At 69.3% G+C, this 26,580-nt stretch carries 21 protein-coding genes; 10 read left to right on the top strand and 11 right to left on the bottom strand.

Annotation, left to right across the window (positions count from 1 at the left end; all coding sequences use genetic code 11):
- Positions 1–93 precede the first annotated feature (93 nt).
- From tsf to bamA, 9 genes are all read left to right on the top strand, one after another.
- Positions 94–969, top strand: a complete 876-nt coding sequence (gene tsf, locus MNQ95_RS11350) for a translation elongation factor Ts (RefSeq protein WP_241952931.1) — start codon at positions 94–96, stop codon at positions 967–969.
- 167 nt (positions 970–1,136) lie between these two features.
- Complete coding sequence (locus MNQ95_RS11345; protein ID WP_241952930.1) at positions 1,137–2,615, top strand: GGDEF domain-containing protein; 1,479 nt, start codon at positions 1,137–1,139, stop codon at positions 2,613–2,615.
- Between the two features lie 91 nt (positions 2,616–2,706).
- Positions 2,707–3,429, top strand: a complete 723-nt coding sequence (gene pyrH / locus MNQ95_RS11340) for a UMP kinase (protein ID WP_241952929.1) — start codon at positions 2,707–2,709, stop codon at positions 3,427–3,429.
- An 87-nt stretch (positions 3,430–3,516) separates the two neighbouring features.
- Positions 3,517–4,074 (top strand): ribosome recycling factor, encoded by a 558-nt coding sequence (gene frr / locus MNQ95_RS11335; RefSeq protein WP_162410115.1) that lies wholly within the window; start codon positions 3,517–3,519, stop codon positions 4,072–4,074.
- Between the two features lie 25 nt (positions 4,075–4,099).
- On the top strand, positions 4,100–4,855 hold the full coding sequence (gene uppS, locus MNQ95_RS11330; protein ID WP_202922852.1) for a polyprenyl diphosphate synthase: 756 nt from the start codon (positions 4,100–4,102) through the stop codon (positions 4,853–4,855).
- A complete protein-coding gene (locus tag MNQ95_RS11325; protein ID WP_241952928.1) occupies positions 4,852–5,721 on the top strand; it encodes a phosphatidate cytidylyltransferase in 870 nt (289 codons plus the stop codon). The genes uppS and MNQ95_RS11325 overlap by 4 nt, the downstream gene beginning before the upstream one ends.
- Positions 5,722–5,741: 20 nt before the next feature.
- Positions 5,742–6,932 carry a 1-deoxy-D-xylulose-5-phosphate reductoisomerase gene (locus MNQ95_RS11320; protein ID WP_241952927.1) on the top strand — a complete coding sequence of 397 codons (1,191 nt, stop codon included), beginning with the start codon at positions 5,742–5,744 and terminating at the stop codon, positions 6,930–6,932.
- A 42-nt stretch (positions 6,933–6,974) separates the two neighbouring features.
- A complete protein-coding gene (rseP, locus tag MNQ95_RS11315) occupies positions 6,975–8,333 on the top strand; it encodes an RIP metalloprotease RseP (RefSeq protein WP_162410118.1) in 1,359 nt (452 codons plus the stop codon).
- 68 nt (positions 8,334–8,401) lie between these two features.
- Positions 8,402–10,867 (top strand): outer membrane protein assembly factor BamA, encoded by a 2,466-nt coding sequence (gene bamA, locus MNQ95_RS11310; RefSeq protein WP_241952926.1) that lies wholly within the window; start codon positions 8,402–8,404, stop codon positions 10,865–10,867.
- A 128-nt stretch (positions 10,868–10,995) separates the two neighbouring features.
- Here the strand turns inward: bamA and truD are convergent, their stop codons facing one another.
- The 7 genes from truD to MNQ95_RS11275 all read right to left on the bottom strand — a co-directional run bounded on the left by truD (position 10,996) and on the right by MNQ95_RS11275 (position 17,750).
- Positions 10,996–12,063 carry a tRNA pseudouridine(13) synthase TruD gene (gene truD / locus MNQ95_RS11305; RefSeq protein ID WP_162410120.1) on the bottom strand — a complete coding sequence of 356 codons (1,068 nt, stop codon included), beginning with the start codon at positions 12,061–12,063 and terminating at the stop codon, positions 10,996–10,998.
- Positions 12,060–12,560: a 2-C-methyl-D-erythritol 2,4-cyclodiphosphate synthase gene (gene ispF, locus MNQ95_RS11300; protein ID WP_241952925.1), complete on the bottom strand. Its 501-nt coding sequence runs from the start codon at positions 12,558–12,560 to the stop codon at positions 12,060–12,062. The genes truD and ispF overlap by 4 nt, the downstream gene beginning before the upstream one ends.
- Before the next feature lie 228 nt (positions 12,561–12,788).
- The gene (gene ispD / locus MNQ95_RS11295) at positions 12,789–13,481 is read right to left on the bottom strand and encodes a 2-C-methyl-D-erythritol 4-phosphate cytidylyltransferase (protein WP_202922859.1); all 693 of its coding nucleotides are present in this window, start codon (positions 13,479–13,481) and stop codon (positions 12,789–12,791) included.
- Complete coding sequence (ftsB, locus tag MNQ95_RS11290) at positions 13,478–13,831, bottom strand: cell division protein FtsB (RefSeq protein ID WP_162410123.1); 354 nt, start codon at positions 13,829–13,831, stop codon at positions 13,478–13,480. Before ftsB ends, ispD begins: the two co-directional genes overlap by 4 nt.
- A 13-nt stretch (positions 13,832–13,844) precedes the next feature.
- Positions 13,845–15,137 (bottom strand): phosphopyruvate hydratase, encoded by a 1,293-nt coding sequence (eno, locus tag MNQ95_RS11285; RefSeq protein WP_241952924.1) that lies wholly within the window; start codon positions 15,135–15,137, stop codon positions 13,845–13,847.
- Between the two features lie 541 nt (positions 15,138–15,678).
- On the bottom strand, positions 15,679–17,340 hold the full coding sequence (pyrG, locus tag MNQ95_RS11280) for a CTP synthase (RefSeq protein WP_162410125.1): 1,662 nt from the start codon (positions 17,338–17,340) through the stop codon (positions 15,679–15,681).
- A gap of 140 nt (positions 17,341–17,480) precedes the next feature.
- Positions 17,481–17,750: a hypothetical protein gene (locus MNQ95_RS11275; protein WP_162410126.1), complete on the bottom strand. Its 270-nt coding sequence runs from the start codon at positions 17,748–17,750 to the stop codon at positions 17,481–17,483.
- 233 nt (positions 17,751–17,983) lie between these two features.
- Here MNQ95_RS11275 and parE point away from each other — a divergent pair, with 233 nt between their 5' ends.
- On the top strand, positions 17,984–19,873 hold the full coding sequence (gene parE / locus MNQ95_RS11270; RefSeq protein WP_162410127.1) for a DNA topoisomerase IV subunit B: 1,890 nt from the start codon (positions 17,984–17,986) through the stop codon (positions 19,871–19,873).
- A gap of 75 nt (positions 19,874–19,948) precedes the next feature.
- Here parE and MNQ95_RS11265 read toward each other — a convergent pair whose 3' ends face one another.
- The 4 genes from MNQ95_RS11265 to yjfF are packed head-to-tail and all read right to left on the bottom strand — an operon-like array spanning position 19,949 to position 26,567.
- Positions 19,949–22,741 (bottom strand): serine/threonine-protein kinase, encoded by a 2,793-nt coding sequence (locus MNQ95_RS11265; protein WP_241952923.1) that lies wholly within the window; start codon positions 22,739–22,741, stop codon positions 19,949–19,951.
- A 23-nt stretch (positions 22,742–22,764) separates the two neighbouring features.
- Entirely contained in the window at positions 22,765–23,418 is a 654-nt protein-coding gene (locus MNQ95_RS11260) for an ECF-type sigma factor (RefSeq protein ID WP_202922853.1), read from the bottom strand.
- Positions 23,419–23,436: 18 nt separating this feature from the next.
- Entirely contained in the window at positions 23,437–25,560 is a 2,124-nt protein-coding gene (locus MNQ95_RS11255) for a glycoside hydrolase family 43 protein (RefSeq protein WP_241952922.1), read from the bottom strand.
- Complete coding sequence (gene yjfF, locus MNQ95_RS11250; protein WP_241954416.1) at positions 25,557–26,567, bottom strand: galactofuranose ABC transporter, permease protein YjfF; 1,011 nt, start codon at positions 26,565–26,567, stop codon at positions 25,557–25,559. The genes MNQ95_RS11255 and yjfF overlap by 4 nt, the downstream gene beginning before the upstream one ends.
- Positions 26,568–26,580 lie beyond the last annotated feature (13 nt).

The following is a 26,580-nucleotide window of genomic DNA, read 5'->3' as shown; positions in this document are numbered from 1 at the left end:
CGGGCCGGACGACCGCGTGCGCCGCAGGCGCGATCGACCGTCCGCCCTGCTCCGCCCCGCGGAGCCACATTCATCCCATAAAGAGGTAATCCCGTGGAAATCACTGCTTCCCTGGTCAAGGAACTGCGCGAGCGCACCGGCGCCGGCATGATGGAGTGCAAGAAGGCACTCACCGAGAACGGCGGCAACATCGACGCCGCCGGCGAGTGGCTGCGCAAGTCCGGCCTGGCCAAGGCCGACAAGAAGGCTGATCGCGTCACCGCCGAAGGCCGCATCGCGGTCGCCCAGAACGGTGGCAAGGCCGTGCTGGCCGAAATCAACTCCGAGACCGACTTCGTCGCCAAGGACGTCAACTTCATCGCCTTCACCGATGCCGTCGCCGCTGCCGCACTGGCCGCCGGCGCCACCGACATCGAGTCGCTGAAGTCGGCCAAGCTGCCTTCCGGCGAGACCGTCGAGGAAGCCCGTGCCGCCGCCATCTCCAAGCTGGGCGAGAACATGCAGGTCCGCCGCGTGGTCGCCATCGACAGCGCGCACAACGTGGCCGCCTACGTCCACGGCGGCAAGATCGGCGTGCTGGTCGAGATCAGCGGCGGCGACGCCGAGCTGGCCCGTGGCATCGCCATGCACGTGGCCGCCATGAACCCGCCGCACAACAAGGCCGCCGACGTGCCGGCCGAGTTCGTCGCCAAGGAAAAGGAGATCGAGCTGGCCAAGATGTCCGAGAAGGACAAGGCCAAGCCGGCCGAGATCCTCGAGAAGATCATCTCCGGCAAGATCAACAAGATCGTCAACGAGGTGACCCTGTACGGCCAGCCGTACGTACTGGACAGCGACAAGACCGTCGAGCAGGTGGTCAAGGCCGCCGGTGCCGACGTGATCGGCTTCCAGCGCCTGGTTGTCGGCGAAGGCATCGAGAAGGTGGTCGAGGACTACGCCGCCGAAGTCGCCAAGGCGATGCAGGTCTGATCCTGCACCACCGGTAACGGGCTGCATCGAAGGCCGCGGATTTCCGCGGCCTTCTTCGTTTCCGACGCGCACGTCGCCCATCGTGATCACTTCATGCAGCGAAAGTGCTGACTGCGACACGGTTTTGGCCGCATACTCGTCGGGCAAACCGCCATGACCGCGTAGTGATGCGTCCGGAACTCGAAACCCAACTCCTGCACTGCCGCAACCTTCCGTCGCCGCCTGCCGTGGCGCTGCGGATCATCGAACTGGCGCAGGATCCGGGGGCCGACCTGGCGGCGACCGCGCGCCTGATCGGCATGGACGCCGCGTTGAGCGCGCGCATGCTGCGCGTGGCCAACTCGCCGCTCTACGCGGGCCGGCGCCGGGTGGACAACCTGGGCCAGGCACTCACCCTGCTCGGCGTCAACGCGACGCTGAGTCTGGCACTGGGTTTCTCGCTCGCGCAGGGCTTGCGCGGAACCAACGGCACGGCGGCCGAGCAGGATTGCATCTGGCGTCGCAGCGCGCTGGCGGCCCTGGTGGCCCGACTGCTTGGCCATCATGCCGGCGTGAGGCGCCTGGAGGACCTGCTGCTGGCCGGCCTGCTCCAGGACATCGGCGCGCTGGCGCTGCTCCAGGCCATGCCCGAGGAGTACTCGACCCTGCGCGCGCAGGCCGTCGACAACGCCGACCTGCTGCAGCGCGAGCGCACGGCATTCGGTGCCGACCATGCCCAAGTCGGTGCATGGCTGGCCCGCCACTGGCGACTGCCGTCCTACCTGGTCGACGCGATCGCCGCCAGCGAAGCCGACAGCGACGATGCCTTCCAGGCCTGCGTCGTGGCGTCCGGAACGATCGCCGACCTGTGGCTGGCCAACGGCCAGGTCGAACAACTGGGCGAACATGCGCGCGCGCGGGTGGAAGCGTGCGTGACCGACAGCACCCGGCTGGACGGCCTGCTGGTGCAGATCGAGACGGCCCTGCCCGAGGTCGCGACCCTGTTCGAGGTGCAGATCGCCCATCCCGCGCACCTGGCGGCGATCATCGACGACGCCAAGGAACTGCTGATCGTGCGCAACCTGCGCGAGATCCAGGACGCAGCCCGCGCGCGCAGCGAGGCCCAGGCTTCCGAGGACCAGGTGCGCCGGCTCACCGAACAGGCGCGCCGCGATCCGTTGACCGGGGTCTACAACCGGCTGCAGATGGAAGACGTGCTGGAACGCGAGTTCGCCACGGCGGTCGCCCTGCAGCATCCCCTGTCGATCGCATTCATCGACCTGGACGACTTCAAGAACATCAACGACCGCCACGGCCACCTGGTCGGCGACCGCGTGCTGCACCAGTTCGCACAGGCCCTGCAGCGCATGCTGCGCAGCACCGACCTGGTCGCGCGCTACGGCGGCGAGGAGTTCCTGGTGGTGCTGAGCCACTCCAACGAAGCGGCGGCCGGGCGCGTGCTGCGCAGGATCCTCGAGGAGACCTCGCGCATGCCGATGGCCGAGGTCGACGGCAAACCGCTCTACGTCACCTTCTCCGCGGGCCTGGCCACCCATGGCACGAGCCGCCAGTTCGCCGACGCCCGCAGCCTGCTGCAGGCCGCCGACGACGCCCTGTACGGCGCCAAGCGCGAAGGGCGCAACCGGGTCAGCCAGCACGGGCAATGAACGGCGCTGCGTCCGCGCGCGCCACGCGCGAGCCGCGCACCGGGGCTTTCCGCTAGAATTCGCGCGTTTGCCATTCCCCCCAGGTGCCGCCATGTCCGATCTCGCCTACCGCCGCGTCCTGCTGAAACTTTCGGGGGAAGCGCTGATGGGTGCCGAGGACTACGGCATCGATCCGGTGGTGATCGGCCGCATCGCCCGCGAGATCATGGAAGTGCGCGAGGCCGGTGCCGAGATCGGCCTGGTGATCGGCGGCGGCAACATCTTCCGCGGCGCCGGCCTGGCCGCCGCCGGCATGGACCGGGTCACCGGCGACCAGATGGGCATGCTGGCCACGGTGATCAACGCGCTGGCCATGCAGGACGCGCTGGAGAAGATCGGCGGCAAGGTCCGGGTGATGAGCGCGCTCAAGATCAACGACGTGTGCGAGGACTACATCCGCCGCCGCGCGGTGCGCCACCTGGAGAAGGGCCGCATCGGCATCTTCGCCGCCGGCACCGGCAACCCGTTCTTCACCACCGATTCGGCCGCCGCCCTGCGCGCGATCGAGATCAACGCCGACCTGCTGCTCAAGGCCACCAAGGTCGATGGCGTCTACGACCGCGACCCGAAGAAGCATGCCGACGCTGTCCGCTTCGAGGAGCTGGACCACGACGAAGTGATCGCCCGCGACCTGCAGGTGATGGATACCGCCGCCTTCGCGCTGTGCCGCGACCATGGCATCCCGCTGCGCGTCTACGACATCTCCGTGCCCGGCAACCTGATGCGGATCCTGCGCGGCGACAGCATCGGCACCCTGGTCCGCGCCCGCCGCTGAGCCCTACCGCCCCGTCCCGCCGGCTGCGCCGCGGATCGGCGATGCCCGTATAATCGGCCGATTCGGCTTTTTCGACGGAATACGGCGATGCTCAACGAGATCAAGCAAGACGCGCAGGCCCGCATGGTGAAGAGCATCGATGCTCTGCGCCACACCCTGGTCAAGGTCCGCACCGGCCGCGCGTCCACCGGCCTGGTCGACACGATCCGGGTCAACGCCTACGGCAGCGACGTGCCGTTGTCCCAGGTCGCCAACGTTTCGGTCTCCGATGCGCGCTCGCTGGTGATCACCCCGTGGGACAAGGGCATGGTCGGCGCCGTGGAGAAGGCGATCCTCGCCTCGGACCTGGGCCTGACCCCGAACACCGCCGGCACCACCATCCGCCTCAACCTCCCGGCCCTGACCGAGGAGCGACGCCGCGACCTGACCAAGGTCGTGCATGGAGAAGGCGAGGACGCCAAGGTCGCGATCCGCAACGTGCGCCGCGATGCCAACCAGCAGGTCAAGGACCTGCTCAAGGAAAAGCAGGTCACCGAGGACGAGGTCCGCCGCGCCGAGGAGGACATCCAGAAGATCACCGACAAGGCGATCAAGGACGTCGACGAGGTGGTCAAGGCGAAGGAACAGGAACTGATGGCGGTCTGAGCGGTCTGACCGATCCGTATCGGGCATGACTGCAGATCCCGCCAGCATGGAAGCACCCGTCCCCCGCCACCTGGCGATCATCATGGACGGCAATGGACGCTGGGCCCAGCGCCGGCGCCGGCCGCGTGCCATCGGCCATCGGGCCGGCGCGCGCGCGGTCAACCGGGTCATCGACTTCTGCCTGCAGCGCGGGATCGGCGCGCTGACCCTGTTCGCCTTCTCCAGCGAAAACTGGGGCCGGCCGGTCGAGGAAGTCGGCGCACTGATGAAGCTGTTCCTCAACGCACTCGAACGCGAAGTCGATGAACTCGACCGCCGCGGCGTGCGCGTGCGCTTCATCGGCGAGCGCGCCCTGTTCACGGACGCGATCCGCGATCGCATGGTCGCCGCCGAGCAGCAGACGGCGGGCCACCAGCGCCTGCACCTGTCCATCGCCGCCAGCTACGGCGGCCGCCAGGACATCGCCGCCGCCGCGCGCGCCCTCGCCGCGGAGGTGGCCGCGGGCCGGCTGCGTCCGGAGGACATCGACGAGGCCGCGGTCGCCGCGCGCATGGCCCTGGCCGACCTGCCCGCGCCGGACCTGTTCATCCGCACCGGCGGCGACCAGCGCGTGAGCAACTTCCTGCTCTGGCAGCTCGCCTATACCGAACTTTGGTTCACCGAGACCCTGTGGCCGGACGTCGATGCCGACGTGCTGCAGCAGGCCCTGGACGAATACGCCGGGCGCGAACGCCGCTTCGGACTGACCAGCGCCCAGCTCGGCGCAGAGGCCGCCCCATGACCCGCACCCGGGTGATAGCCGCGCTGATCATGGCGCCGGCCGCGATCGCCGCCATCCTCCTGTTGCCGACCCAGTGGCTGGCCGCGCTGGCCGCGCTGGTCATGCTCGGCGGCCTGTGGGAATGGCTGAAGCTGGCCGGGGTCGACGACAGCCTGCCGCGCACCGTGCTGGTGATGCTGAACCTGCTGCTGATGGTGCTGCTGGTCTGGGCTTCGCGCGGCGACGGCGGCTTTTCCCCGGTGCTGTTCCAGATCGTCACCCTCGCCGGCACGCTGGGCTGGGTGCTGGCGTTGTTGTGGCTGTGGCGACCGGGCTTCACTGCCGACCACCGTCCCTGGACGCGTGCACTCAAGCTGGCCGCCGGCACGCTGGCGGTGGTGCCGGCCTGGTGCGCGCTGTGCCTGATCCACTCGGACAGTTTTTCCGCACTGTCGGCCTCGCCCGAACCCGGGGCCAACGGGCACCGCTGGCTGCTGGCCGCGCTGGCCCTGGTCTGGGCCGCGGACTCCGGCGCCTACTTCGCCGGCCGCCGTTTCGGCCGCCGCAAGCTGGCCCCGACGATCAGCCCGAACAAGACGGTCGAGGGCGCCATCGGCGGCCTGGTCGCGGGCGTGGGCGTAGCCCTGGCGTTCGGTGCTTTCGCCGGCGCCACGCCCTCGCAGCTGCCCGCGCTGGCCCTGGTGGCCGTGGTCGCGGTGGTGGCCTCGATCGTCGGCGACCTCGTCGAAAGCCTGCTCAAGCGCCAGGCCGGGGTGAAGGATTCAGGCGCCCTGATCCCGGGCCACGGCGGCATCCTCGACCGCATCGACGGCGTGCTGGCGGCGTTGCCGGTGTTCGCGATCGGCAAGGACATCCTGGGCTTCTGAGGACGACCGGAAACTCGCCCATGCAATCCGCTGCGGACATGCGCCAGGTCGCCGTGCTTGGCGCCACCGGCTCGATCGGCACCTCGGCGCTGGACGTGATCGCGCGCCATCCGGCGCGGATGCGGGCGAGCGTGCTCGCCGCCGGCGGTAACGTGGAGGCGCTGCTGGCGCTGTGCGCGGTCCACCAGCCCGACCATGCGGTGATCGCCGATCCGGCGGCCTACGCGCGCCTGCGCGACGGCCTGCGCGAGGCTGGCCTGGACACCCGGGCCCATGCCGGCGCCGAAGCACTCGAAGCGCTGGTGGCCGGCCCGGCCTGCGACACGGTGGTCGCCGCGATCGTCGGTGCCGCAGGTCTCGGCTCGACGCTTGCCGCCGCGCGCGCCGGCAAGCGCCTGCTGCTGGCCAACAAGGAATCGCTGGTGCTCGCCGGCGAACTGGTGATCGCCGCCGCGAGGCGCTCCGGCGCGGAGATCGTGCCGATCGACAGCGAGCACAGCGCGGTGTTCCAGTGCCTGCGCTCGTGCGAGGCCGGCGGCGTGCGCCGGATCGTGCTGACCGCCTCGGGCGGTCCGTTCCGCGGCTGGGACCGCGCCCGGCTGGCGCAGGTGACGCCGGCGCAGGCGATCGCGCATCCGAAGTGGTCGATGGGCCCCAAGATCTCCGTCGATTCGGCCACGCTGATGAACAAGGGCCTGGAAGTCATCGAGGCACACCACCTGTTCGGCCTGCCGGCCGACCGCATCGGCGTGCTCGTGCATCCGCAGAGCCTGGTCCACGCGCTGGTGGAGTACATCGACGGCTCGACCCTGGCCCAGCTGGGCATGCCGGACATGCGCACCGCGCTGGCGGTGGGCCTGGGCTGGCCGGAGCGGATCGACTCGGGCGTATCGGGCCTGGACCTCCTGGCCCAGGGCCGGCTCGATTTCGAGGCTCCGGACCCGGTCGCGTTCCCCTGCCTGCGCCTGGCCAGCGACGCGATGTCCGCCGGTGGCACCGCCCCGGCGGTGCTCAATGCCGCCAACGAAGAAGCCGTTTCAGCGTTTCTTCAGGGCCGGATCGGTTTCCTAGGCATCCCCGCGCTGGTCGAGGACGCCCTCGCCGCGTTGCCCGCGGCACCAGCCGGCTCGCTGCAGGCGCTGCTGGACGCAGACGCAGACGCGCGCAGGTTCACCCGCCAACGGATCGACTCCCGGACTTCCATCGCATGAGCGCCACCGCACGCCCCGGCGTTTCGCGACAGAGCCCCGCCCATGGGTGACTTCTTCGGCTCCATCTGGTGGCTGGTGGTCAGCCTTGGGCTGCTGGTGACCTTCCATGAATTCGGCCACTACTGGGTCGCGCGCCGCTGCGGGGTGGACGTGCTGCGCTTCTCGGTCGGCTTCGGCAAACCGCTGTGGTCGCGATACAACCGCGCCGGCACCGAGTTCGCGATCGCCGCGATCCCGCTGGGCGGCTACGTGAAGATGCTCGACGAGCGCGAGGGCGACGTACCACTGCACCGCCAGGCGCATGCCTTCAACCGGCAGGGTGTCTGGCGCCGCATCGCGATCGTGGCCGCCGGTCCCGCGGCCAACCTGCTGCTGTGCGTGGCCCTGCTTTGGGCCATGTTCATGGTCGGGCGCCAGGATTACGCGCCGATCGTCGGCCATGCGACCGGCGTCGCCGCGCAGGCCGGCTTCCAGCCCGGGGATCGCCTGGTCGAGGTCGCGGGCCGCGAGGTCGCCACCTGGACCGAGGCGGCCATGGCGCTGGCCACGCCGGCCCTGGACCGTCGCGACATCGAGGTACGGGTCGAGGATGCTGGGGGCGAGGAGGCCGTCCGCACCCTGCGCCTGTCCGACCTCCCCGACAACCTCGACGAACGCCGCATACCCGAGCAGTCCGGCTTCACCTGGCGATTCATGCTGGCACCGGCGCGGATCGATACGGTCCGCGACGACTCCGCCGCCGCCGGCATCCTGCAGCCGGGCGACCTGGTCCTGGCCATCGACGGTGCCCGGGTGGATTCGGCCGGCGAGATCTCGCCCCTGGTGCAGGAATTGGGCGAACGCGGCGGCACGGGCATGGTCGAAGTCGACCGCAACGGGGAACGCCTGGCCCTGGAGCTCACCCCGCGCCCAAGCACCGATCCGCAGCGCGCCGGGCACTGGGAGCTGGGCATCGCCCTGGCCGCCCCGCAGGTGCCCGCCTACGACGCCGTGCAGCGTTACGGCCCGCTGGCCGCGATCCCCGCCGCCCTGCGCGAGACCGGCCGCCTGGCCAGCGATTCGCTGGGCATGATGCGACGGATGCTGACCGGCGAGGCCTCGGTGAAGAACCTGTCCGGTCCGGTCACCATCGCCCGGGCGGCCAATGCCTCGGCCAAGCGCGGCGCCGACTGGTTCCTGTTCTTCCTCGCCCTGCTGTCGCTGAGCCTGGCGATCATCAACCTGCTGCCGATCCCGATCTTGGACGGCGGTCACCTGCTGTATTACCTTATCGAGTTGGTCAAAGGCAGCCCGTTGAGCGAACGCGCGATGGCTGCCGGGCAGTACGTCGGCCTGGCCCTGCTGGCCGGCCTGATGGGCCTGGCCTTCTACAACGACATTCTGGGTCTGGTGCCGCGATGACCGACCTCCATACCGGCTCTCGCCCCTCCACCGTGGTTCCAGCCCTACGTTTCCCCACCGGATGTGACATGACGCGATTCCCCGTGCGCCGCCTGCTCGCCCTTGCCCTCGTTTCGACCCTGGCCACCACGTACGGCCTGCCGGCGATGGCGCAGTCGGTCGAACCGTTCACCGTCAGCGACATCCGCATCGACGGCCTGCAGCGTATTGCGGCCGGCACGGTGTTCACCTACCTGCCGGTAGAGCGTGGCGAGACCCTGGATCAGTCCGGCGCAGGCGATACCATCCGCGCGCTGTACAAGACCGGCTTCTTCGAGGACGTGCGCGTGGACCGCCAGGGCGACATCCTGGTGATCACCGTGACCGAGCGTCCGGCGATCAACAAGCTCACGCTGACCGGCAACAAGGACATCAAGACCGAAGACCTGCTCAAGGGCCTGCAGGACATCGGCCTGTCCGAAGGCGAAACCTTCGACCGCATGAGCCTGGACCGGGTGCTGCAGGAACTGACGCGCCAGTACAACAACCGCGGCAAGTACAACGTGCAGATCACGCCGACGGTCAGCCAGCTGGACCGCAACCGCGTCGACGTGACCATCGACGTCAAGGAAGGCAAGGCGGCCAAGATCCGCCACGTCAACCTGATCGGCACCGAGACCTACCCGAACGAAGAGATCCTCGCCGCGTGGGAATCGCGCGAGAGCAGCTGGCTGTCGTGGTACCGCCGCGACGACCAGTACTCGCGCGAGAAGCTGTCCGGCGACATGGAAAAGCTCAACTCCTGGTACCTGGACCGCGGCTACATCGATTTCAACATCGACTCGACCCAGGTCTCGATCAGCCCCGACAAGCGCGACATGTACCTGACCGCGAGCGTCACCGAGGGCGAGGTCTACACGATTTCGGAGATCAAGGTCACCGGCGACACGATCCTGCCGCAGGACCAGATCGAGCGCCTGGTCATCCCCAAGGCCGGCAACACCTTCTCGCGCGTGTTGCTGGAACTGACCGCCAATTCGATCACCAACACCCTGGCCAACATCGGCTACGCCTTCGCCCAGGTGAACCCGATCCCGACGACCAACCGCGAAGACCGCACCGTCGCGATCAACCTGCAGGTCATCCCCGGCCCGCGCGTCAACGTGCGCCGGGTCAGCTTCAAGGGCAATACGCGCACCTCCGACGAAGTGCTGCGCCGCGAGATGCGCCAGTTCGAGAACGCCTGGTTCTCGCAGGCGGCGATCGACCGCTCGAAGATCCGCCTGCAGCGCCTGGGCTACTTCGAGACGGTCGAGGTCGAGACCCCGGCCGTGCCCGGCACCAACGACCAGGTCGACGTGGTGTTCAACGTCAAGGAAACCACCTCGGGCAGCTTCGTGTTCGGCCTGGGCTACTCGCAGCTGGCCGGCATGACCGCCTCGATCCAGCTGTCGCAGAACAACTTCCTCGGCGGCGGCAACCGCGTGTCGGTGGAGGCGCAGCGCAGCGACTACATGCAGCGCTACGCGTTCTCCTACCTCAACCCGTTCTTCACCGACGAAGGCGTGTCGCTGGGCTACAACCTGTGGTGGCGCGAGCTCGACTACTCGGACTTCAACACCGCGCAGTACAACAGCACCAACGCCGCGGCGCAGGCGGTCCTGGGCCTGCCGATCACCGAGAACAGCTCGGTCTCGCTGCTGTTCGGCATCGACAGCAACCAGATCCAGACCTACCCGGGCAGCACGCCGCAGTCGATCGTCGACTACGTCAATGCGATCGGGCAGAACACCTTCCACGCCTGGCGCAGCGAGCTGGGCTGGGCGCGCGACACGCGCAACGACTACTTCATGCCCACCGCGGGCATGTACCAGCGCGTGGGCCTGGAAACCACGCTGCCGGGCTCGACGGTCGAGTACTACAAGCTCAACTACGAGTTCTCCAAGTACTGGATGCTGCATCCGGCGTTCGTGCTGCGCACCGGCCTGGACCTCGGCTACGGCGACAGCTACGGGAACGACCAAGTGCGAGCCCTCTGCTTCACCCCGGGCTCCTACGTGGACAGCAATGGCGATGGCGTAATCGACACCTACGTCCCCGGCCCGCCACCGAGCGAACCCTGCCTGCCGAGCTCGCCGGACTACGACAAGACCGTCACCGCTACCGGCCTGCCGTTCTTCGAGAACTTCTACGCCGGTGGTACGCGTTCTGTCCGCGGTTTCCGCGACAACACGCTGGGTCCGCGTTCCGAACCGATCGGTGGCTACCGCGGTCAGCCGCTGGGCGGCTCGCTGAAGACCGTCGGCCAGATCGAAATGGTGTTCCCGCGCCTGTTCGACAGCAAGGCCGCACGCGTGTCCGCCTTCGTCGACTTCGGCAACGTGTACGACGGCTGGGACAACTTCGACGCCAACGAGCTGCGTGCGTCGGCGGGCGTGGCCCTGCTGTGGCGCGCGCCGGTCGGCCCGATCTCGATCAGCTACGCCTACCCGTTCAAGAAGAAGGACGGCGACGAGATCGAGCGCCTGCAGTTCACCTTCGGCGGCGGCTTCTGAGTCGCTGGCGCCTGCCTCGCGCAGGCGCCGGACCCCACGCTGCAAAGCAACGCCTGCGGCCCCACCTGGGGCCGCAGTGCTTTTCATCAGGCCAAACCCGCGCCGGTCCGCGAGGCGCGCAGGTGTTGCTAGCGACCCGCGCCGGCGAAGCCGGCGGCGTCCTCGACCAGGCCAAGCTGGTCGAGGACGGCGGTAGCGTAGCTGCCGGGTGGCAGCGAGAACGACACGCGCAGGCTGGTCGCATCCAGCCACTCCCAGGACAGAGCCCCCGCCTGCACGCGCAAGGCGCGGCGCTCCTGCTCCAGGCCTGCACGCTCCAGGCCGTCCCGCAGGGACAGTGAGGTGTCGTCGTCGAGCGCCGCCTGTTCCAGCGCATGACAGGCACCCTCGCTGCGCAGCGAACCGCGCCCCCAGAGCGGACCGCTGGGGTGGATGTCGAACGCAGCCAGCCGCTGCGCGAGTGCATCGCTCCAGGGTTCCGGGCCGAACACGCTGCGACTGCCCGCCAGCACCCACACCTCGCCATCGATGCCGTGGTCCCAGCTGCCGTCGGCCACACGCATCGCCAGTACCCGGTTGAACAGCGCCGAACGTGCCGCCGACAGCAGCATGGACCGCTGCTCGCGCCCCATCCGCTTGCCGCGCGGGCCCTGCGCGAACATCGCGATCGCCTTGCCGACGTTGCCGCCGCCATGGCCGAAGCGTTGCTCGCCGAAGGCATTGGGGACGCCGCGCGCGGCGATTTGCGCCAGGCGCGCCTCGATGTCCCCACGTTCGCCGACAACGCCGCGCAGCACGATGGCGAAGCGGTTTCCGTCCAGCGCGCCACGCGACAGCTTGCGCCGGTGCCGCGCCTGCGCCAGCACGCGCAGACCGTCCTGCTCCAGCGTGGCCAGATCCGGGGCATCGCGACCGGGCAACTGCACGCTGAAACGCTGGACGGTGACCGCGTGCCGGTCCTTGAGTCCGGCGAAACCCACGGCCACCTCGGGAACACCCGCCCAGCGCGCGACCGCGCCGGCGACGAACCCGGTGTTCATGCCGCGCTTCTCCACGGTCAGCAGCAGATGCTCGCCCTCGCCGCTGGCCTCGAAGGCATCGATCTCGTCGACCCTGAAGTCCTCCGGCTGCACCCGGATCCGCGCCGACAGGACCGGCGCGCCGAATGCGACGGCGGGGGCCTCCGGACCGCTCACGCCTTCACCAGCAAAGCCACCGCCTGCGCGGCGATGCCCTCGCCTCGCCCGGTGAAGCCCAGCTTCTCGCTGGTGGTGGCCTTGACGCTGATCGCGTCCAGCGCCACGCCGCACGCCTCGGCAATGCGTTCCCGCATCGACAACGCATGCGGACCGACCTTCGGCCGTTCGCAGACCACGGTGACGTCGGCATTGCCCAGCCGCCAGCCGCGCTCCGCCGCCAGGGCAACGCAATGGCGCAGCAGCCCCAAGCTGTCCGCACCGCGCCAGCGCTCGTCCGATGGCGGGAAGTGCACGCCGATGTCGCCCAGCGCGAGCGCGCCGAGGATCGCGTCGCACAGCGCATGCAGGGCGACGTCGCCGTCGCTGTGCGCGACCATGCCGCGGTCATGCGGCACGCGCACGCCGCCGAGCATGACGTGGTCACCCTCGCCGAAGGCATGCACGTCGAAGCCCTGGCCGATGCGGATGGGAACGGTGGCGGAAGATTCGGTCATGTGGATCCTGCTTCGCTGCTGGCGCCCGGCAAACGGGCCGGAAACGATTCTCTCACCCTGCAGCGGAGATGGGCACGAATACCACCCGGTTCTGCGGAGCGTGCGGCAATGCCGCCGCGGCAACCTCTGCGGAGAAGGAGGGCCATCTGCATGCTTCCCTTCGCGGGAGGCCAGCTACGCGATACAGGAATTTCCTTCAGGCAGGGCCGCCCTCCAGGGGACCCGTACTCAGCGCCGCGAGAGCTCGAATTCGAAGCGTGCCAGGTCCGCCGGGGTGGTGACCTTGAAGTTGTCCTCGCGCCCCTCTACCAGCAACGGGCGCAGGCCCTGGCGTTCCAGCGCCATGGCCTCGTCGGTGATCTCGATACCGGCCTCCGACGCGGCCTGCAGCGCACGGGTCAGCTGCAGGCGGCGGAACAGCTGCGGGGTCAGCGCACGCCACAGGCGGTCGCGTGACTCGGTCGCGTCGATGCCGCCGTCGTCGCCAGCACGCTTGAGCGTGTCGCGAACCGGTGCCGCCAGGATCGCGCCGACCGGATCGGCACGACCCCGTTCCAGCAGCTGGTCCAGGTCGGCCAGCGAGAGGTTGGGCCGCGCCGCATCGTGGACCAGCACGAAGTCGTCCGCGCGTACCGAGTCGGGGAGTGCCTGCAGCGCCGCCAGCACGGAAGCCGCGCGGCTTTCGCCCCCGGTGCAGGCAAGCAACGGCCGGCCCGCGTATTCCGTCCAGCCGGGCCAGAGCGCATCGCCATCGGCCAGCGCCAGCACCACGCCGGACACGGCCGGGTGCGCCAACAGCGCATCCAGGGTGTGCTCCAGCAGGAGCCTGCCCTGGACGTGGAGATACTGCTTGGGCAGTTCGCCGCCGAAGCGGCTGCCCCGCCCGGCCGCCGGGACCACGGCCCAGATCGACGCCATCAGTCCATCTCCGCCGGCGTGGCGGCTTCGGCCGGATCGTCCTCTTCCTGCGCGGCCGCGGCGCGCTGCGCCGGATCCTCGACCACGCGATAGAACACTTCGCCCGGCTTGACCATGCCCAGCTCGCTGCGGGCGCGCTCTTCGACCGCGGCGACGCCTTCCTTGAGGTCGCGCACCTCGGCGGCCAGCGCCGCGTTGCGCTCCTTCAGCCCCCCGTTCTCGCGGTCCTGGTGCGCGACCTGCGCCTCGAGCGCGGACACCTCACCGGCGCTGCCGATGCCGAACCAGAGCCGGTACTGCAGCCATCCCAGCAGCAGCACCAGCCCCAGCAGCACCCAGCGCAACGTGCGCATCGAACGCTTCCGGTCAGCGCTTGAGCGAGACGAACGCGTCGCGGCCGGCGTAGCGGGCCGAGCCGCCCAGTGCTTCCTCGATCCGCAGCAGCTGGTTGTACTTGGCGACGCGGTCGCTGCGGCACAGCGAGCCGGTCTTGATCTGGGTCGCGGTGGTGGCGACGGCGATGTCGGAGATCGTCGTGTCCTCGGTCTCGCCCGAGCGATGCGAGACGATCGATGCGTAGTTGGCCCGGTGCGCGAGCGCGATGGCGTCCAGGGTTTCGGTCAGCGTACCGATCTGGTTGACCTTGATCAGGATCGCGTTGGCGGTGCCCGAATCGATGCCCTGCTGCAGGATCTTCGGGTTGGTCACGAACAGGTCGTCGCCCACCAGCTGAACCTTCTTGCCGATGCGCTCGGTGATCAGCTTCCAGCCGGCCCAGTCGTCCTCGGCCAGGCCGTCCTCGATGGTGATGATCGGGTACTGCGCGGCCCAGTCGGCGAGGAAGTCGACGAACTGCTCGCTGGTCAGGCGCTTGTTCTCGCCGACCAGGTGGTACTTGCCGTTGTCGTAGAACTCGCTGGAAGCCACGTCCAGGCCCAGCAGCACGTCCTCTCCCGCGGTGTAGCCGGCCTTGCCGATCGCCTCGAGGATGGTGTCCAGCGCCTCGACATTGCTGCGGAAGTCCGGGGCGAAGCCGCCCTCGTCGCCGACCGCCGTGCTCAGGCCATGGCCCTTCAGCACCGACTTGAGCGAATGGAAGATCTCGGTGCCGGTGCGCAGCGCTTCGGAGAAGGACGACGCGCCGACCGGCAGCACCATGAATTCCTGGAAATCGACGTTGTTGTCGGCATGCGCACCGCCGTTGATGATGTTCATCATCGGCACCGGCAGGGCCACGTCGGACTCGGTGATCGTCGAAAGGTACTTCCACAGCGGCTGCTTCTTCGACGCTGCCACCGCATGGGCATTGGCCAGCGAGACGCCGAGCAGCGCGTTGGCGCCCAGGCGGCCCTTGTTCTCGGTGCCGTCCAGGTCGATCAGGCGGCGGTCCAGGCCCTGCTGGTCGGTCGCCTCGAAGCCGGCCAGCGCCGTGGCGATCGCGCCGTTGACGTTGGCGACGGCGTTCTTCACGCCCTTGCCCAGGTAGCGGGTCTTGTCCCCGTCGCGCAGTTCCACCGCTTCCTTGGTGCCGGTCGAGGCACCGGACGGCACCGCGGCGCGGCCGAAGGAGCCGTCGGCCAGGGTGACTTCGGCTTCGAGGGTCGGGTTGCCGCGGCTGTCGAGGATTTCGCGGGCGTGGATCTTGGCGATGCTGGTCATGGGCTGGGCATGCGTCAGGTGTGTGGAGTCGGTCCGGAGTTTAACGGAGCGGGGCCGTTCATGCGCCGGTTTGCCCGTGTTTTCCGTGACTTGGCCGCCGCAGGCACCCGGCGGTCCGTTGCCAGGGAAAGCATCGGACTGGTTGGCGGTGGCGTCGCGGCGAGGGGGTTCCCACCCTGCATGTCCCCCGGCACCGGTGAAGCCGGTGCCTCCTCCTTCACTTGCGGGTGGGAACCCCCTCACCACGACGTCCGGAGGTGACCCGCGCGCATGGAACAGCAACAGCCGCACATCCACGCAGACACCCGCCGATTCGGGCGCGCGGATGGAAGGATGCACCGGCAACTCCGGTTGCGTAGAGCCGGACTCGTCCGGCCTCCTCCTTCGAGAACTGCCTGCCATCCGGTCAGGGCGCCGTTGCGGTGCCCCTGGCAGGAAGTAAAGGAGGAGGCGCCGGCTTCACCGGCGCCGGGGGACATGGATGCCAGGGGCGCCGCAACGGCGCCCCTCGGCAATCATCAGGCCATGACGCTTTACGCCGTTACGCCCGCGCTTCCTTGAGCAGCTTGCCACCGGCCTTTTTCTCGCGCGCGGCGCGGATGAAGCCGACGAACAGCGGATGCCCGTCGCGCGGCGTGGACAGGAATTCCGGGTGCGCCTGGCAGGCCAGGAACCACGGATGCGCCGTGCGCGGAAGCTCGATCATTTCCACCAGCAGGTCGTCCATCGACTTGGCCGAAATCACCAGGCCGGCGTCCTCGAGCTGGGTGCGATAGCGGTTGTTGAACTCGTAGCGGTGGCGATGGCGCTCGGCGACCACGTCCTTGCCGTACAGCTCGCGGGCCAGCGTGCCCGGCTTGAGCCGCTGCTCCTGCAGGCCCAGGCGCATGGTGCCGCCCAGGTCCGAACCCTCGCTGCGGCGCTCGAGCTCACCGGTGGCGGTACGCCATTCGGTGACCAGGCCGATCACCGGATGCAGGCACTGCTTGTCGTTCTCGGTGCTGTTGGCACCTTCCAGCCCGCCCACGTGGCGCGCGTAGTCCACCACCGCCGCCTGCATGCCGTAGCAGATGCCGAAATACGGCACGCCGTGCTCGCGCGCGAACTGCGCGGCCAGGACCTTGCCCTCGAAGCCGCGGTCGCCGAAGCCGCCGGGCACCAGGATGCCGTCGACGTCGCCGAGCAGCGCCTGCGCGTCTTCCTCGACGTCCTGCGATTCCAGCCACTTCAGGTTGACCTTCGTGCGCTGGCGCAGGCCGCCGTGCTTGAGCGCTTCACTTACCGACTTGTACGCGTCCTTGTGGTCCACGTACTTGCCGACGACCGCAATCGTGACTTCGTCGACCGGATTCACGGTCGCATCGACGGCCGCTTCCCACTCGGACAGGTCGGCCGGGCGCGTCACCGGCAGGCGCAAGCGGTCGGCAACCAGTGCGTCCAGGCCCTGCGCGTGCAGTTCGATCGGCAGCTTGTACAGAACGTCCACGTCTTCGACCGAGATCACCGCGCGCTCGGGCACGTTGGTGAACAGCGCGATCTTGCGGCGCTCGCCTTCGGGCAGCGGCTGCTCGGAACGGCACAGGAGTACGTCGGGCTGGATGCCGATCGAGCGCAGCTCCTTGACCGAATGCTGGGTCGGCTTGGTCTTGAGCTCGCCTGCCGCGGCGATGTACGGCACCAGGGTCAGGTGCATGAACAGCGCTTTGTCCGGGCCACGCTCGGCGCGGATCTGGCGGATCGCCTCCAGGAACGGCAGCGACTCGATGTCGCCCACGGTGCCGCCGATCTCGACCAGGGCGACGTCCGAGCCTTCGGTGGCCTCGTCGATGCAGCGCCTTATTTCGTCGGTGATGTGCGGGATCACCTGCACGGTCGCGCCGAGATAGTCGCCGCGGCGCTCCTTGCGGATCACGGCCTCGTAGATCCGGCCGGTGGTGACCGAGTTCTTGCGGCTAAGTCGGGTGCGGACGAAGCGCTCGTAGTGCCCGAGGTCCAGGTCGGTCTCGGCGCCGTCATCGGTGACGTACACCTCGCCGTGCTGGAACGGGCTCATCGTCCCGGGATCTACGTTTATGTAGGGGTCCAGCTTCATCATCGTGACCTTGAGGCCACGGGTCTCGAGGATGGACGCAAGCGAAGCCGCGGCGATGCCCTTGCCAAGCGAGGACACGACGCCGCCGGTAACGAAAATGAGGGGAGTCATGAGCGGGGCTCCGGAAAGCCATAGTCTACCGGCTCGACCGCCATCACCCAAGCCGGGCGCCCCCGCACGCAGCGTTCCGCTGCTCCCGGAATCCGGGTCCAGGCCTGCCGGATCCACCGGCAGGCCCCGTCCCGCAAGGCTCAGCGCGGATCGCGCTTCTGCTCTTCTTCCTCTTCCTTTTGCGGCCGGGACTTGTCCCGGTCGTCCTGGCCGGCGCGCGCGGCCTCGCGGCGCTTGGCGCGCTCGGCGGCCTGGTCGCGCTCGCGCTGCTCCTGCGCCTTGTGCTCGGCCAGCGCGGCGTTCTGCTGGCCCTGCCCCTGGCCGGCCTGGCGGTTCTGCGCCAGCAGCGGGGCGGCGGCGGCCACGGCGACGGTGGCGACCACGGCACCCCAGAACAGACGTCGGTTCATGCGTTCCTCCTTTGCGTGGGCGGGATGTCGGACAAGGGGTCCCGCCCGTTGTTGCGGTCCGGGAAACTGGATGCGGCGACGCGGGATCCCCGCGTTCCACTGCCTGTTTTCCGTCCCGGGTTCCTTATACGCCGTCGCCGCCTGCGCCCCCCTGAACAGGCAACAGGGTGCAAAAACCGGGGCCAGGCCGCACACTTCGACGCTGCATCGCAACGCTTCCAGCGCAAGGTTCCATGAGCAGCCGCTACAACGCCGCCGACATCGAAGTCCTCTCCGGCCTGGACCCGGTCAAGCGTCGACCGGGCATGTACACCGACACCGCGCGGCCGAACCATCTGGCCCAGGAAGTCATCGACAACGCGGTCGACGAAGCCCTGGCCGGCCATGCCCGCGAGATCGAGGTCGTCCTGTTCAAGGATGGCAGCTGCGAGGTGGCCGACGACGGCCGCGGCATGCCCGTGGACATCCACCCCGAAGAGAAGATCCCGGGCGTGGAACTGATCCTTACCCGCCTGCACGCGGGCGGCAAGTTCAACAACAAGAACTACACCTTCAGCGGCGGCCTGCACGGCGTCGGCGTGAGCGTGGTCAACGCGCTGTCCACGCTGGTGGAAGTGCACATCAAGCGCGAAGGCAGCGAGCACCGCATCACCTTCCGCAATGGCGACCGCGCCACGCCGCTGGAAGTGGTCGGCACGGTCGGCAAGAAGAACACCGGCACGCGGGTGCGCTTCTGGCCCGACCCGAAGTATTTCGATACGCCCAAGTTCAACCTGCGCGCACTGCGCCACCTGTTGCGCGCCAAGGCCGTGCTGTGTCCCGGGCTGAGCGTCACCCTGCTCGACGAGGCGACCGGCGAGCGTGACCGCTGGTACTACGAGGATGGCCTGCGCGACTATCTCAAGGGCGAGCTGGCGGGCCGCGAACTGCTCCCGGCCGACCTGTTCACCGGTGCGCTGAAGAAGGACACCGAGATCGTGGACTGGGCGGTGGCCTGGATCCCGGACGGCGAGCTGGTCCAGGAGAGCTACGTCAACCTGATCCCGACCGCGCAGCACGGCACCCACGTCAACGGCCTGCGCTCGGGCCTGACCGATGCGCTGCGCGAATTCTGCGACTTCCGCAACCTGCTGCCGCGCGGCGTCAAGCTGGCGCCGGAGGACGTGTGGGACCGCGTGTCGTTCGTGCTGTCGCTGAAGATGACCGACCCGCAGTTCAGCGGCCAGACCAAGGAACGCCTGTCCTCGCGCCAGGCCGCCGGCTTCATCGAAGGCGCCGCGCACGACGCCTTCAGCCTGTGGCTCAACCAGCATGTCGAGCTCGGCGAGAAGATCGCCCAGATCGCGATCGATCGCGCCAGTGCGCGCCTGAAGACCGAAAAGCAGGTCGTGCGCAAGAAGGTCACCCAGGGCCCGGCTTTGCCGGGCAAGCTGGCCGACTGCATCAGCCAGGACCTGTCGCGCACCGAACTGTTCCTGGTCGAAGGTGATTCGGCCGGCGGCAGCGCGCGGCAGGCGCGCGACAAGGACTTCCAGGCGATCCTGCCGCTGCGCGGCAAGATCCTCAACACCTGGGAAGTGGCCAGCACCACCGTGCTCGCCTCCGAGGAAGTGCACAACCTGGCCGTGGCGATCGGCTGCGACCCGGGCAAGGACGACATCGGCGGCCTGCGCTACGGCAAGGTGGTGATCCTGGCCGACGCCGACTCGGACGGCCTGCACATCGCCACCCTGCTGGCGGCGCTGTTCCTGCGCCACTTCCCGGCGCTGGTCGCGGCCGGCCACGTGTTCGTGGCGATGCCGCCGCTGTTCCGCGTCGACGTGGGCAAGCAGGTGCACTACGCGCTGGACGAGGAAGAAAAGCGCCTGCTGCTGGAAAAGATCGCGCGCGAGAAGACGCGCGGACAGGTCAACGTGACCCGCTTCAAGGGCCTGGGCGAGATGAACCCGCAGCAATTGCGCGAGTCGACGATCCATCCGGACACGCGCCGACTGGTGCAGCTGACCGTGGACGACGGCGAACAGACCCGCGCGCTGATGGACATGCTGCTGGCGAAGAAGCGGGCGTCGGATCGCAAGGCGTGGCTGGAGACCAAGGGCGACCTGGCTTCACTGGAAGTCTGAGGGCGCGCCGGGCTTCGCAGGCCCTGCGCGCCACCGCCGCGGGCCTGGCCGTGACCCGGTTGCCTCGCCTGCCTGCTAGTCCGCCGCGGCCGCGCCGACCGGCGCGCCCGCTTCGCTTCCCAGCGCCGCCTGAAGCGCTTCAAGCCTGCGGGGCAGTTCGGAGCCGGGCACCAGCTGCGCACGCAGCACCGGCGCGGCCCTTCCTGCCTGGACACTCGCCTGCCCGGCCTCGCCGGACTGCAGCAGCGCCTCGGCCCACGACAGCCGCCAGCGCGCGGTGGAGATGGTGTCGCTTCCGAACTGCGCTTCGGCCAAGGCCACGGCGCGCGCCCAGGCCGCCGCCGCTTCGGCCGCATGCCCCTGCCGCTGCAGCAGCTCGGCCACCAGCGTCTGGTGGCGGAACTCGAACATCGGCGGTTTGCCTACGATCAGCGGCTGCAGCGCGTCCAGCGTCTGGCGGGCATCATCGAAGCGGCCCTTGCGCATTTCCCACTCAGCCCAGCCCATGCGCGTGCGCAGCACGTCGGCCGCATCCGGGGCCAGGCGCGCCGTCCACACCGACTGCACGCGCGCGATCAGCGGCTCGGCCTCGTCCAGGCGCCCGACCCGCATGAGCGCCCGCCCGAGGTTGACCTCGGCGCGCAGGGTGTTCGGATTGTCGGGACCCAGGCTGCCGCGGCGGTAATCGAACGAGCGCCGGAACAGCTGCAGCGCACGCTCGGCATCGCCACGCGATTCCTCCAGGGTGGCCAGGTTGTTGAGCGTGACCATGTAGCCCACGCTCTGTTCGCCTGCCACCTCAGCCTCCACCTCCAGCGCGCGCGCGTAGTAGTCCGCGGCCGCTGGGTATTCGCCCAGGTCCTGGTTGAGGCTGGCCAGTTCGTTGTAGGCGGTGCTGGTGTGGTCGCTCATTTCGCCGAACAGGTCCAGCGACAGCGCAAGGTTCTCGCGTTGCAGCGCCTCCGCTTCGCGCAACCGGCCCTGTTCGGCCAACGTCATCGACAGCACGTGGCGCGTCCCCAGCACCTCGTAGGAGCGGTCGCCATGCAGCTCGCGCTTCATCGCCAGCGCTTCGTCCAGGGCTTTCTCCGAGCGCTCCAGGTCGCCGCGCCTGCGATAGAGCAGCCCGAGGTTGTGGGTGATGACCGCAACCTTGCGCTGTGCCTCGGGCAGGGTCTTGCGCATCTCCAGCGAGTGCTGGAACGCGGCCTCCGCGTCGTCGAAACGCTCCTGCTCCATCAGCGCCAGGCCGAGCCCGTTCCAGGCATGTGCCGTTTCCGGGCCTTCGCCCGCGCCGTGCTTGTCGAGGACGTCCAGCGCGCGACGGGCGACCGTTTCGGCGTCCGGACCACGGCGGTCGTTGGCCAGCAGCGTGGCCAGGTCGGCCATCGCTTCGGCCGCCAGCAGCGGCTCGTCGACGCCAGGCGCAAGCAGCCCCTCGACCGCCGCGCGCAGCAGCACCTCGGCACGTTGCGGCTGGCCTATGTTGTTGTAGGCGCGACCGATCACCTGCTGCACGCGGGCACGGATCGCCGGCGAGTCGGCCAGTTCCACGTCGACCCGGGCCAGGCCCGCATCGAGGACTTCGCGCGCCGAAGCTTCGGTCTCGCCCTTGCCGCGCTGGCGCGGATCGGCGGCCTCGAAGGCGGAGAGCAGGAACTGCCCGACCTGTTCGGCGACCCGGGCTTCCTGGCGCGCACGATCGCGCTCCTGGCCCAACTGCCAGACGAAGCCGGCGCTGAGGCCGAGGACAAGCGTGGCCACGCTCGCGCCACGCCAGTGGCGACGAAGGGCGCGACCGAACCGGTACGTGCGCGAGCCCTGTCGCGCGGCGACGGCACGATGGTCCAGGTAGCGCTGCACATCGTTGGCCAGGGCGTCGACCGATGCATAGCGCCGCGCAGGTTCCAGCGCGCAGGCGCGGCCGGCAATCGCGTCCAGGTCGCCGCGCAGGCGCCGGCGCCAGGCGCAATCGCCGCCGGCCCACTCGCTTGGGACGACCACGGACCGGTCGCGATCGCCGGCATCGCGCTCGACGCGTCGATCGGCGAGCAGTTCGACCAGGATCACGCCCAGGCTGAAAACATCGCTGGCCACGCCGACCGGCTCGCCCGCCAGCGTTTCCGGCGCGGCGTAGGCAGGCGTGCAATAGGCGGTGCGCTCGCCCTGCCCCGCGCCATCGAGCAGCCGGGCGATGCCGAAATCCAGCAGCACCGGTTCGCCATCGGCGCGCACCAGCACGTTGCCGGGCTTGAGGTCGCAATGCACGACTAGGTGCGCGTGCGCGGCCTGCACCGCGCGGCACATCCGCACGAACAGGGCCAGCCGCTGGCGCAGGTCCAGCGCCTGTTCGCTGCAGTACGCGTCCAGCGGCTGCCCGTCGACGAATTCCATGACCAGGTACGGCAGGCCGGCCGCCGTGGTGCCGCCGTCGTACAGGCGCGCGATGTTGGGATGCTGCAGGCCGGCCAGGATCCGGCGCTCCTCGGCCAGGCGCTCGGCCGTGCGCGGGTCGGGCAGGCCACGCAGCAGCTTCACCGCCACTTTCTGCAGGTAGAGGTCATCGGCGCGCTCGGCGACGAAGACCACGCCCATCCCGCCCGACGCGAGCCGCCCGGTCAGGCGCCAGGGACCGAGCGTGTCACCCGGCTGCATCTCCGGTCCGGCCAGCCTCGCCAGCAGTCCGTCCACCGGCGCGCGGGCGCGTTCCAGCGACACGGTCTGCGAGCGCAACAGCTCCAGCGTTTCACGCAGCAGGGCCGGGTCGGCGGTCAGGCGTTCGAGTTCGCTGCGCCAGGCTTCCGGCGGCAGGTCGCAGACTGCGTCGAACAGGCCGCGCAGCTGGTGCCAGTGCTCGTTTCCGCTCATGCCCCTCCCCCCTGTGGCGCCGCTCAGGCGAGCTGGCGGTTCAGCCAGGCCCTGGCGAAACGCAGGTCGCGATCCACCGTCGGCACCGAGATCTCCAGCACCGTGGCGATCTCCTCGTGCGACATGCCCCCGAAGTACGCCAGCTCCACGGCGCGCCCGGCGCGTTCGTCGTGGCTTGCCAGCTGCTCCAGCGCCTGGTGCAGCGCCAGCACATCGTAGTCGCCTACATCTTCGTTGTGCGCCCCCCCCTGGTCCACGTGCGACAGGGTTACGTTGATCGCGCCGCCTCCGCGCTTGGCAGCGACGTTGGAACGCGCGTGGTCGACCAGCACCGCGCGCATCTTCAAGGCGACCAGGGCGAAGAAGTGCGCGCGGTCGGCGTAGCCGACATCGCGGCCGAGCATGCGCAGCAGGGCTTCGTGGACCAGCGAGGTCGGGCGCAGCGTGACGTCGCCGCGGGCCGCACCCAGCCGGGCCATGGCCATCTCGCGCAAGGCCTCGTAGACCGCGTCGAACAGCTGTTCGCGCGCCTGCAGGTCGCCTCCGCGCCAGGACAGCAGCAGTCGTGTGATGTCTTCGGACAAACCGGTTTCCCCATGGCGAGCCGGCACCACGCAGCCGGCGACACGGCCTCGATTATAGGCAATGCCGATCGGATGCCCGTGGTCCTCGCTCACGCCGCTTCGCTGAACGGGTCAGCGCGCCGGCCTCCACGACAGTACCGTCCCGTCGCGCCGGTCCGGTCGCGTACCCGGGCGGTCCGCGGAATACGCTTCGCCCGAGCCGGGTGACAGGCCGACGTAGCGGTGGGTCAGCAGCGACATCAGCATCGCCTCGCCGCGCAGCATGTCCTGCCACGCGAACAGGCTTCCCTCGGACTCGCGCGCGGTCACGCGCACGTCGGCGGCGAGCCCGGCGCCGACCACGGTGAGGAAGCCGCCGCCATCAACGACCTCCAGCGCGACCCTGCCCTGGCCGCGATCATGCACGCGGAAACGCGTACCCGCCGCGTCCGTGGAGCCGGCACCGGCGGAGTGCAGCATGCCCAAGGGACTGGTCCAGGCCAGGCTGCCATCGGCCAGGTTGGCCAGCCGGATCACCTGGCCGAAGGGAATGTTGCGCGAGCGGTCGGCCTGCGGTTCGTCCACCACGAAATCGTCGAAATCCGCGTATCCGCCCGCTACGCCGTCTTTGCTGTAGGCGAACAACGCATAACGCACGCCCTGGAAGGTCTTCAGCCCGTACGGCAGGCGCACTGCTTCGCCCACCGGCGTGAAGTGGATGCCGTCGAGGCTGTAGGACAGTTGCGCCAGGTCGGCCTCGTAGTCGCCGCTGGCGCGCAGATGCACGCGGGTCGAGGACAACGGCAGGTCGATGCGCCTGTCGCCATCCTGCGAGTACGCGCGCAGGACCGCGCCTTGATCGTTGCGGACCACGCCGATCCAGGCGGCGGGAATATTCAGCAGCCCCAGGCCGGCGACATCGCCCGCGCGCAGGCCGGAGGCATCCAGCAGCACCGTGGCCGACGACTCCGGGCCGATCGCACGCTGGGTGAGCGTGTTGCGCGCCCAGAGGAAATCGTCGGCAGGCAAGGCATGCAGCCGCAGCGCGCCGGGACGTTCGGACAAAGACCAGCGCCCGGCCACCGGCTCGTGGTTCCACTGCCACAGCGGCTTGAGTGCCGCTCCGGAAAAATCGTCGCTGCGCTCCCAGGTGGCCACGGGCTCCGTGGCGATGCCGACATCGGGCTTGGTCCAGGTGCGCGGCGAGCGCCCCAGGTTGCCCGGCAGGCCGAAGTACGGCCAGCCATCGTGCCAGGTGACCGGCGAGAGGAACGTGGTGCGCCCGATCGACTTGACGTCCATCATCGAGAAGCCCCACCACTGGCCATTGGCCAGCTGCACGATCCCGCCCTGGTGCAACGGCACCGCACCCAGCGCGTTGGCGTCGGGCTTGTGCATCCGGAATGCAGTAGCGCCGGTAGGCACCGGGGCGCGCTGGCCGACGTTGTCCAGCCACCAGCCGCGCTGCGTGCCCATGGTCTCGCCGGCGCTGATTACGACCGTCTCGTAGGGACCTTCGATCCGGTCGGCACGCGCGGCCTGCATCCGCCCGACCGGTGCGTAGTTGGCGCTGATGATGTAGTAGCGGCCATCGATCTTGTAGAAGTGGTGGCCCTCGCCCATCGCCTGGCCGGCGGGGATCACCACCCGGTCGCTGCCTTCGACGAAGCCACTCATGTCCGGCTTCAGTTCGACCATCCGCACCTGCTGGTAGTCGTACACCGCGTAGACGCGTCCGTCGTCGTCGAACAAAACTGAGAGGTCATGCAGGCTTCGCCCCAGCGAACGCTGCTCCCATGGGCCGGCCGGATCGCGCGCGGTGAACACCTGCAGGCCGTGGCCGTTGATGTTGGAGAAGATGTAGAACGTGCCGTCGTGGTAGCGGATGCACGGCGCCCAGATGCCCTGCCCGTAGACCTCGCGGCCGCCCGCCAGGCGGAACTCGTCGCCGGCACCGAAGCCGGGCATCGCGTAGGTGAGGAAGGTCCAGTTGACCAGGTCGCGCGAGTGCAGCACCGGCAACCCGGGCACCGCATGCATGGTCGTGCCGACCATGTAGAAATCGTCGCCGACCCGGATCAGGTCCGGATCGGAGAACTCGTCGTGGAAGATCGGGTTGGTGAAGCTGCCGTTGCCATTGTCGGCGATCCAGGTCGTCGCCGGTGCCGCGGGCGCCGTGCCGAGGATCGCGGACGCGACCAGCAGGCTGGACGTTGCGAGGAAGCGGAGACGGAGTTTCCACCCGCGTCCGATCATGCAGGTGGTTCCTGCGGGGCCCTGCGGCGCGAGCTGCGCACCAGCAGCTGCTGCAGCAGGCAGAACGCCAGCAGCAGGCCGCCGATGGCGATCTTCGTCCACCACGAGCTCAGCGTGCCGTCGAACACGATCAGGGTCTGGATCAGGCCGAGCACCAGCACGCCGAACAGGGTACCGAGCACGTAGCCGCTGCCGCCGGCCAGCAGCGTGCCACCGATGACCACCGCGGCGATCGCATCCAGCTCCAGCCCCGTGGCGTGCAGGCTGTAGCCGCTGAGCATGTAGAACGTGTAGACCACGCCGGCCAGCGCCGAGCAGAACCCGCTCAGTGCGTAGACGCCGACCCGCGTGGCCGCCACCGGCAGGCCCATCAGCAAGGCCGAGGCTTCGCTGCCACCGATCGCGTAGACGCCGCGACCGAACCGGGTCATCCCTGCCAGCACCGCGCCGCCGGCCACCACCAGCAGCGCGATCACCGCCCCGGCCGACAGCGAGGCGCCGCCACCAAGCGGGATACGCAGGTTGGCCACCGCGACATGGAAGGCGTGGTCGATGCCGATCGACTCCACGCTGAGCAGGGTCGCCGCGCCGCGTGCGAGGAACATGCCCGCCAGGGTGACCACGAACGGCTGCAGGCGGTAGCGCTCGATCAGCATGCCCATCAGCGCGCCGAAGGCCGCGCCCAGCGCCAGTACCAACGGGATCGCCGCCAGCGGATGCCAGCCGTGGACCTGCACCAGCCAGGCCAGCAGGACCGTGCTGAAAGCCACCACCGCGCCGACCGACAGGTCGATGCCGCCGCTGACGATCACGAAGGTCATGCCCACCGCGACGATCAGCAGGAACGCATTGTCGATCAGGAGGTTGAGGAACACCTGCGGGCGCAGGAAGCCGTCGTACATCACGCCGCCGGCCACCGACATGGCCACGAACAGGCCGATCGTGATCGCCAGCGAGAGCTGGCGCGGATCGCGCCACAGCCGCGACAGGAAACCCGGCGCGCGCATCGCGGCAACCGGT

Origin of the sequence: Pseudoxanthomonas daejeonensis (genome assembly GCF_022637495.1) — a bacterium.
GTDB lineage: Bacteria > Pseudomonadota > Gammaproteobacteria > Xanthomonadales > Xanthomonadaceae > Pseudoxanthomonas > Pseudoxanthomonas daejeonensis.
This window is presented reverse-complemented; position numbering and strand designations above follow the sequence as displayed.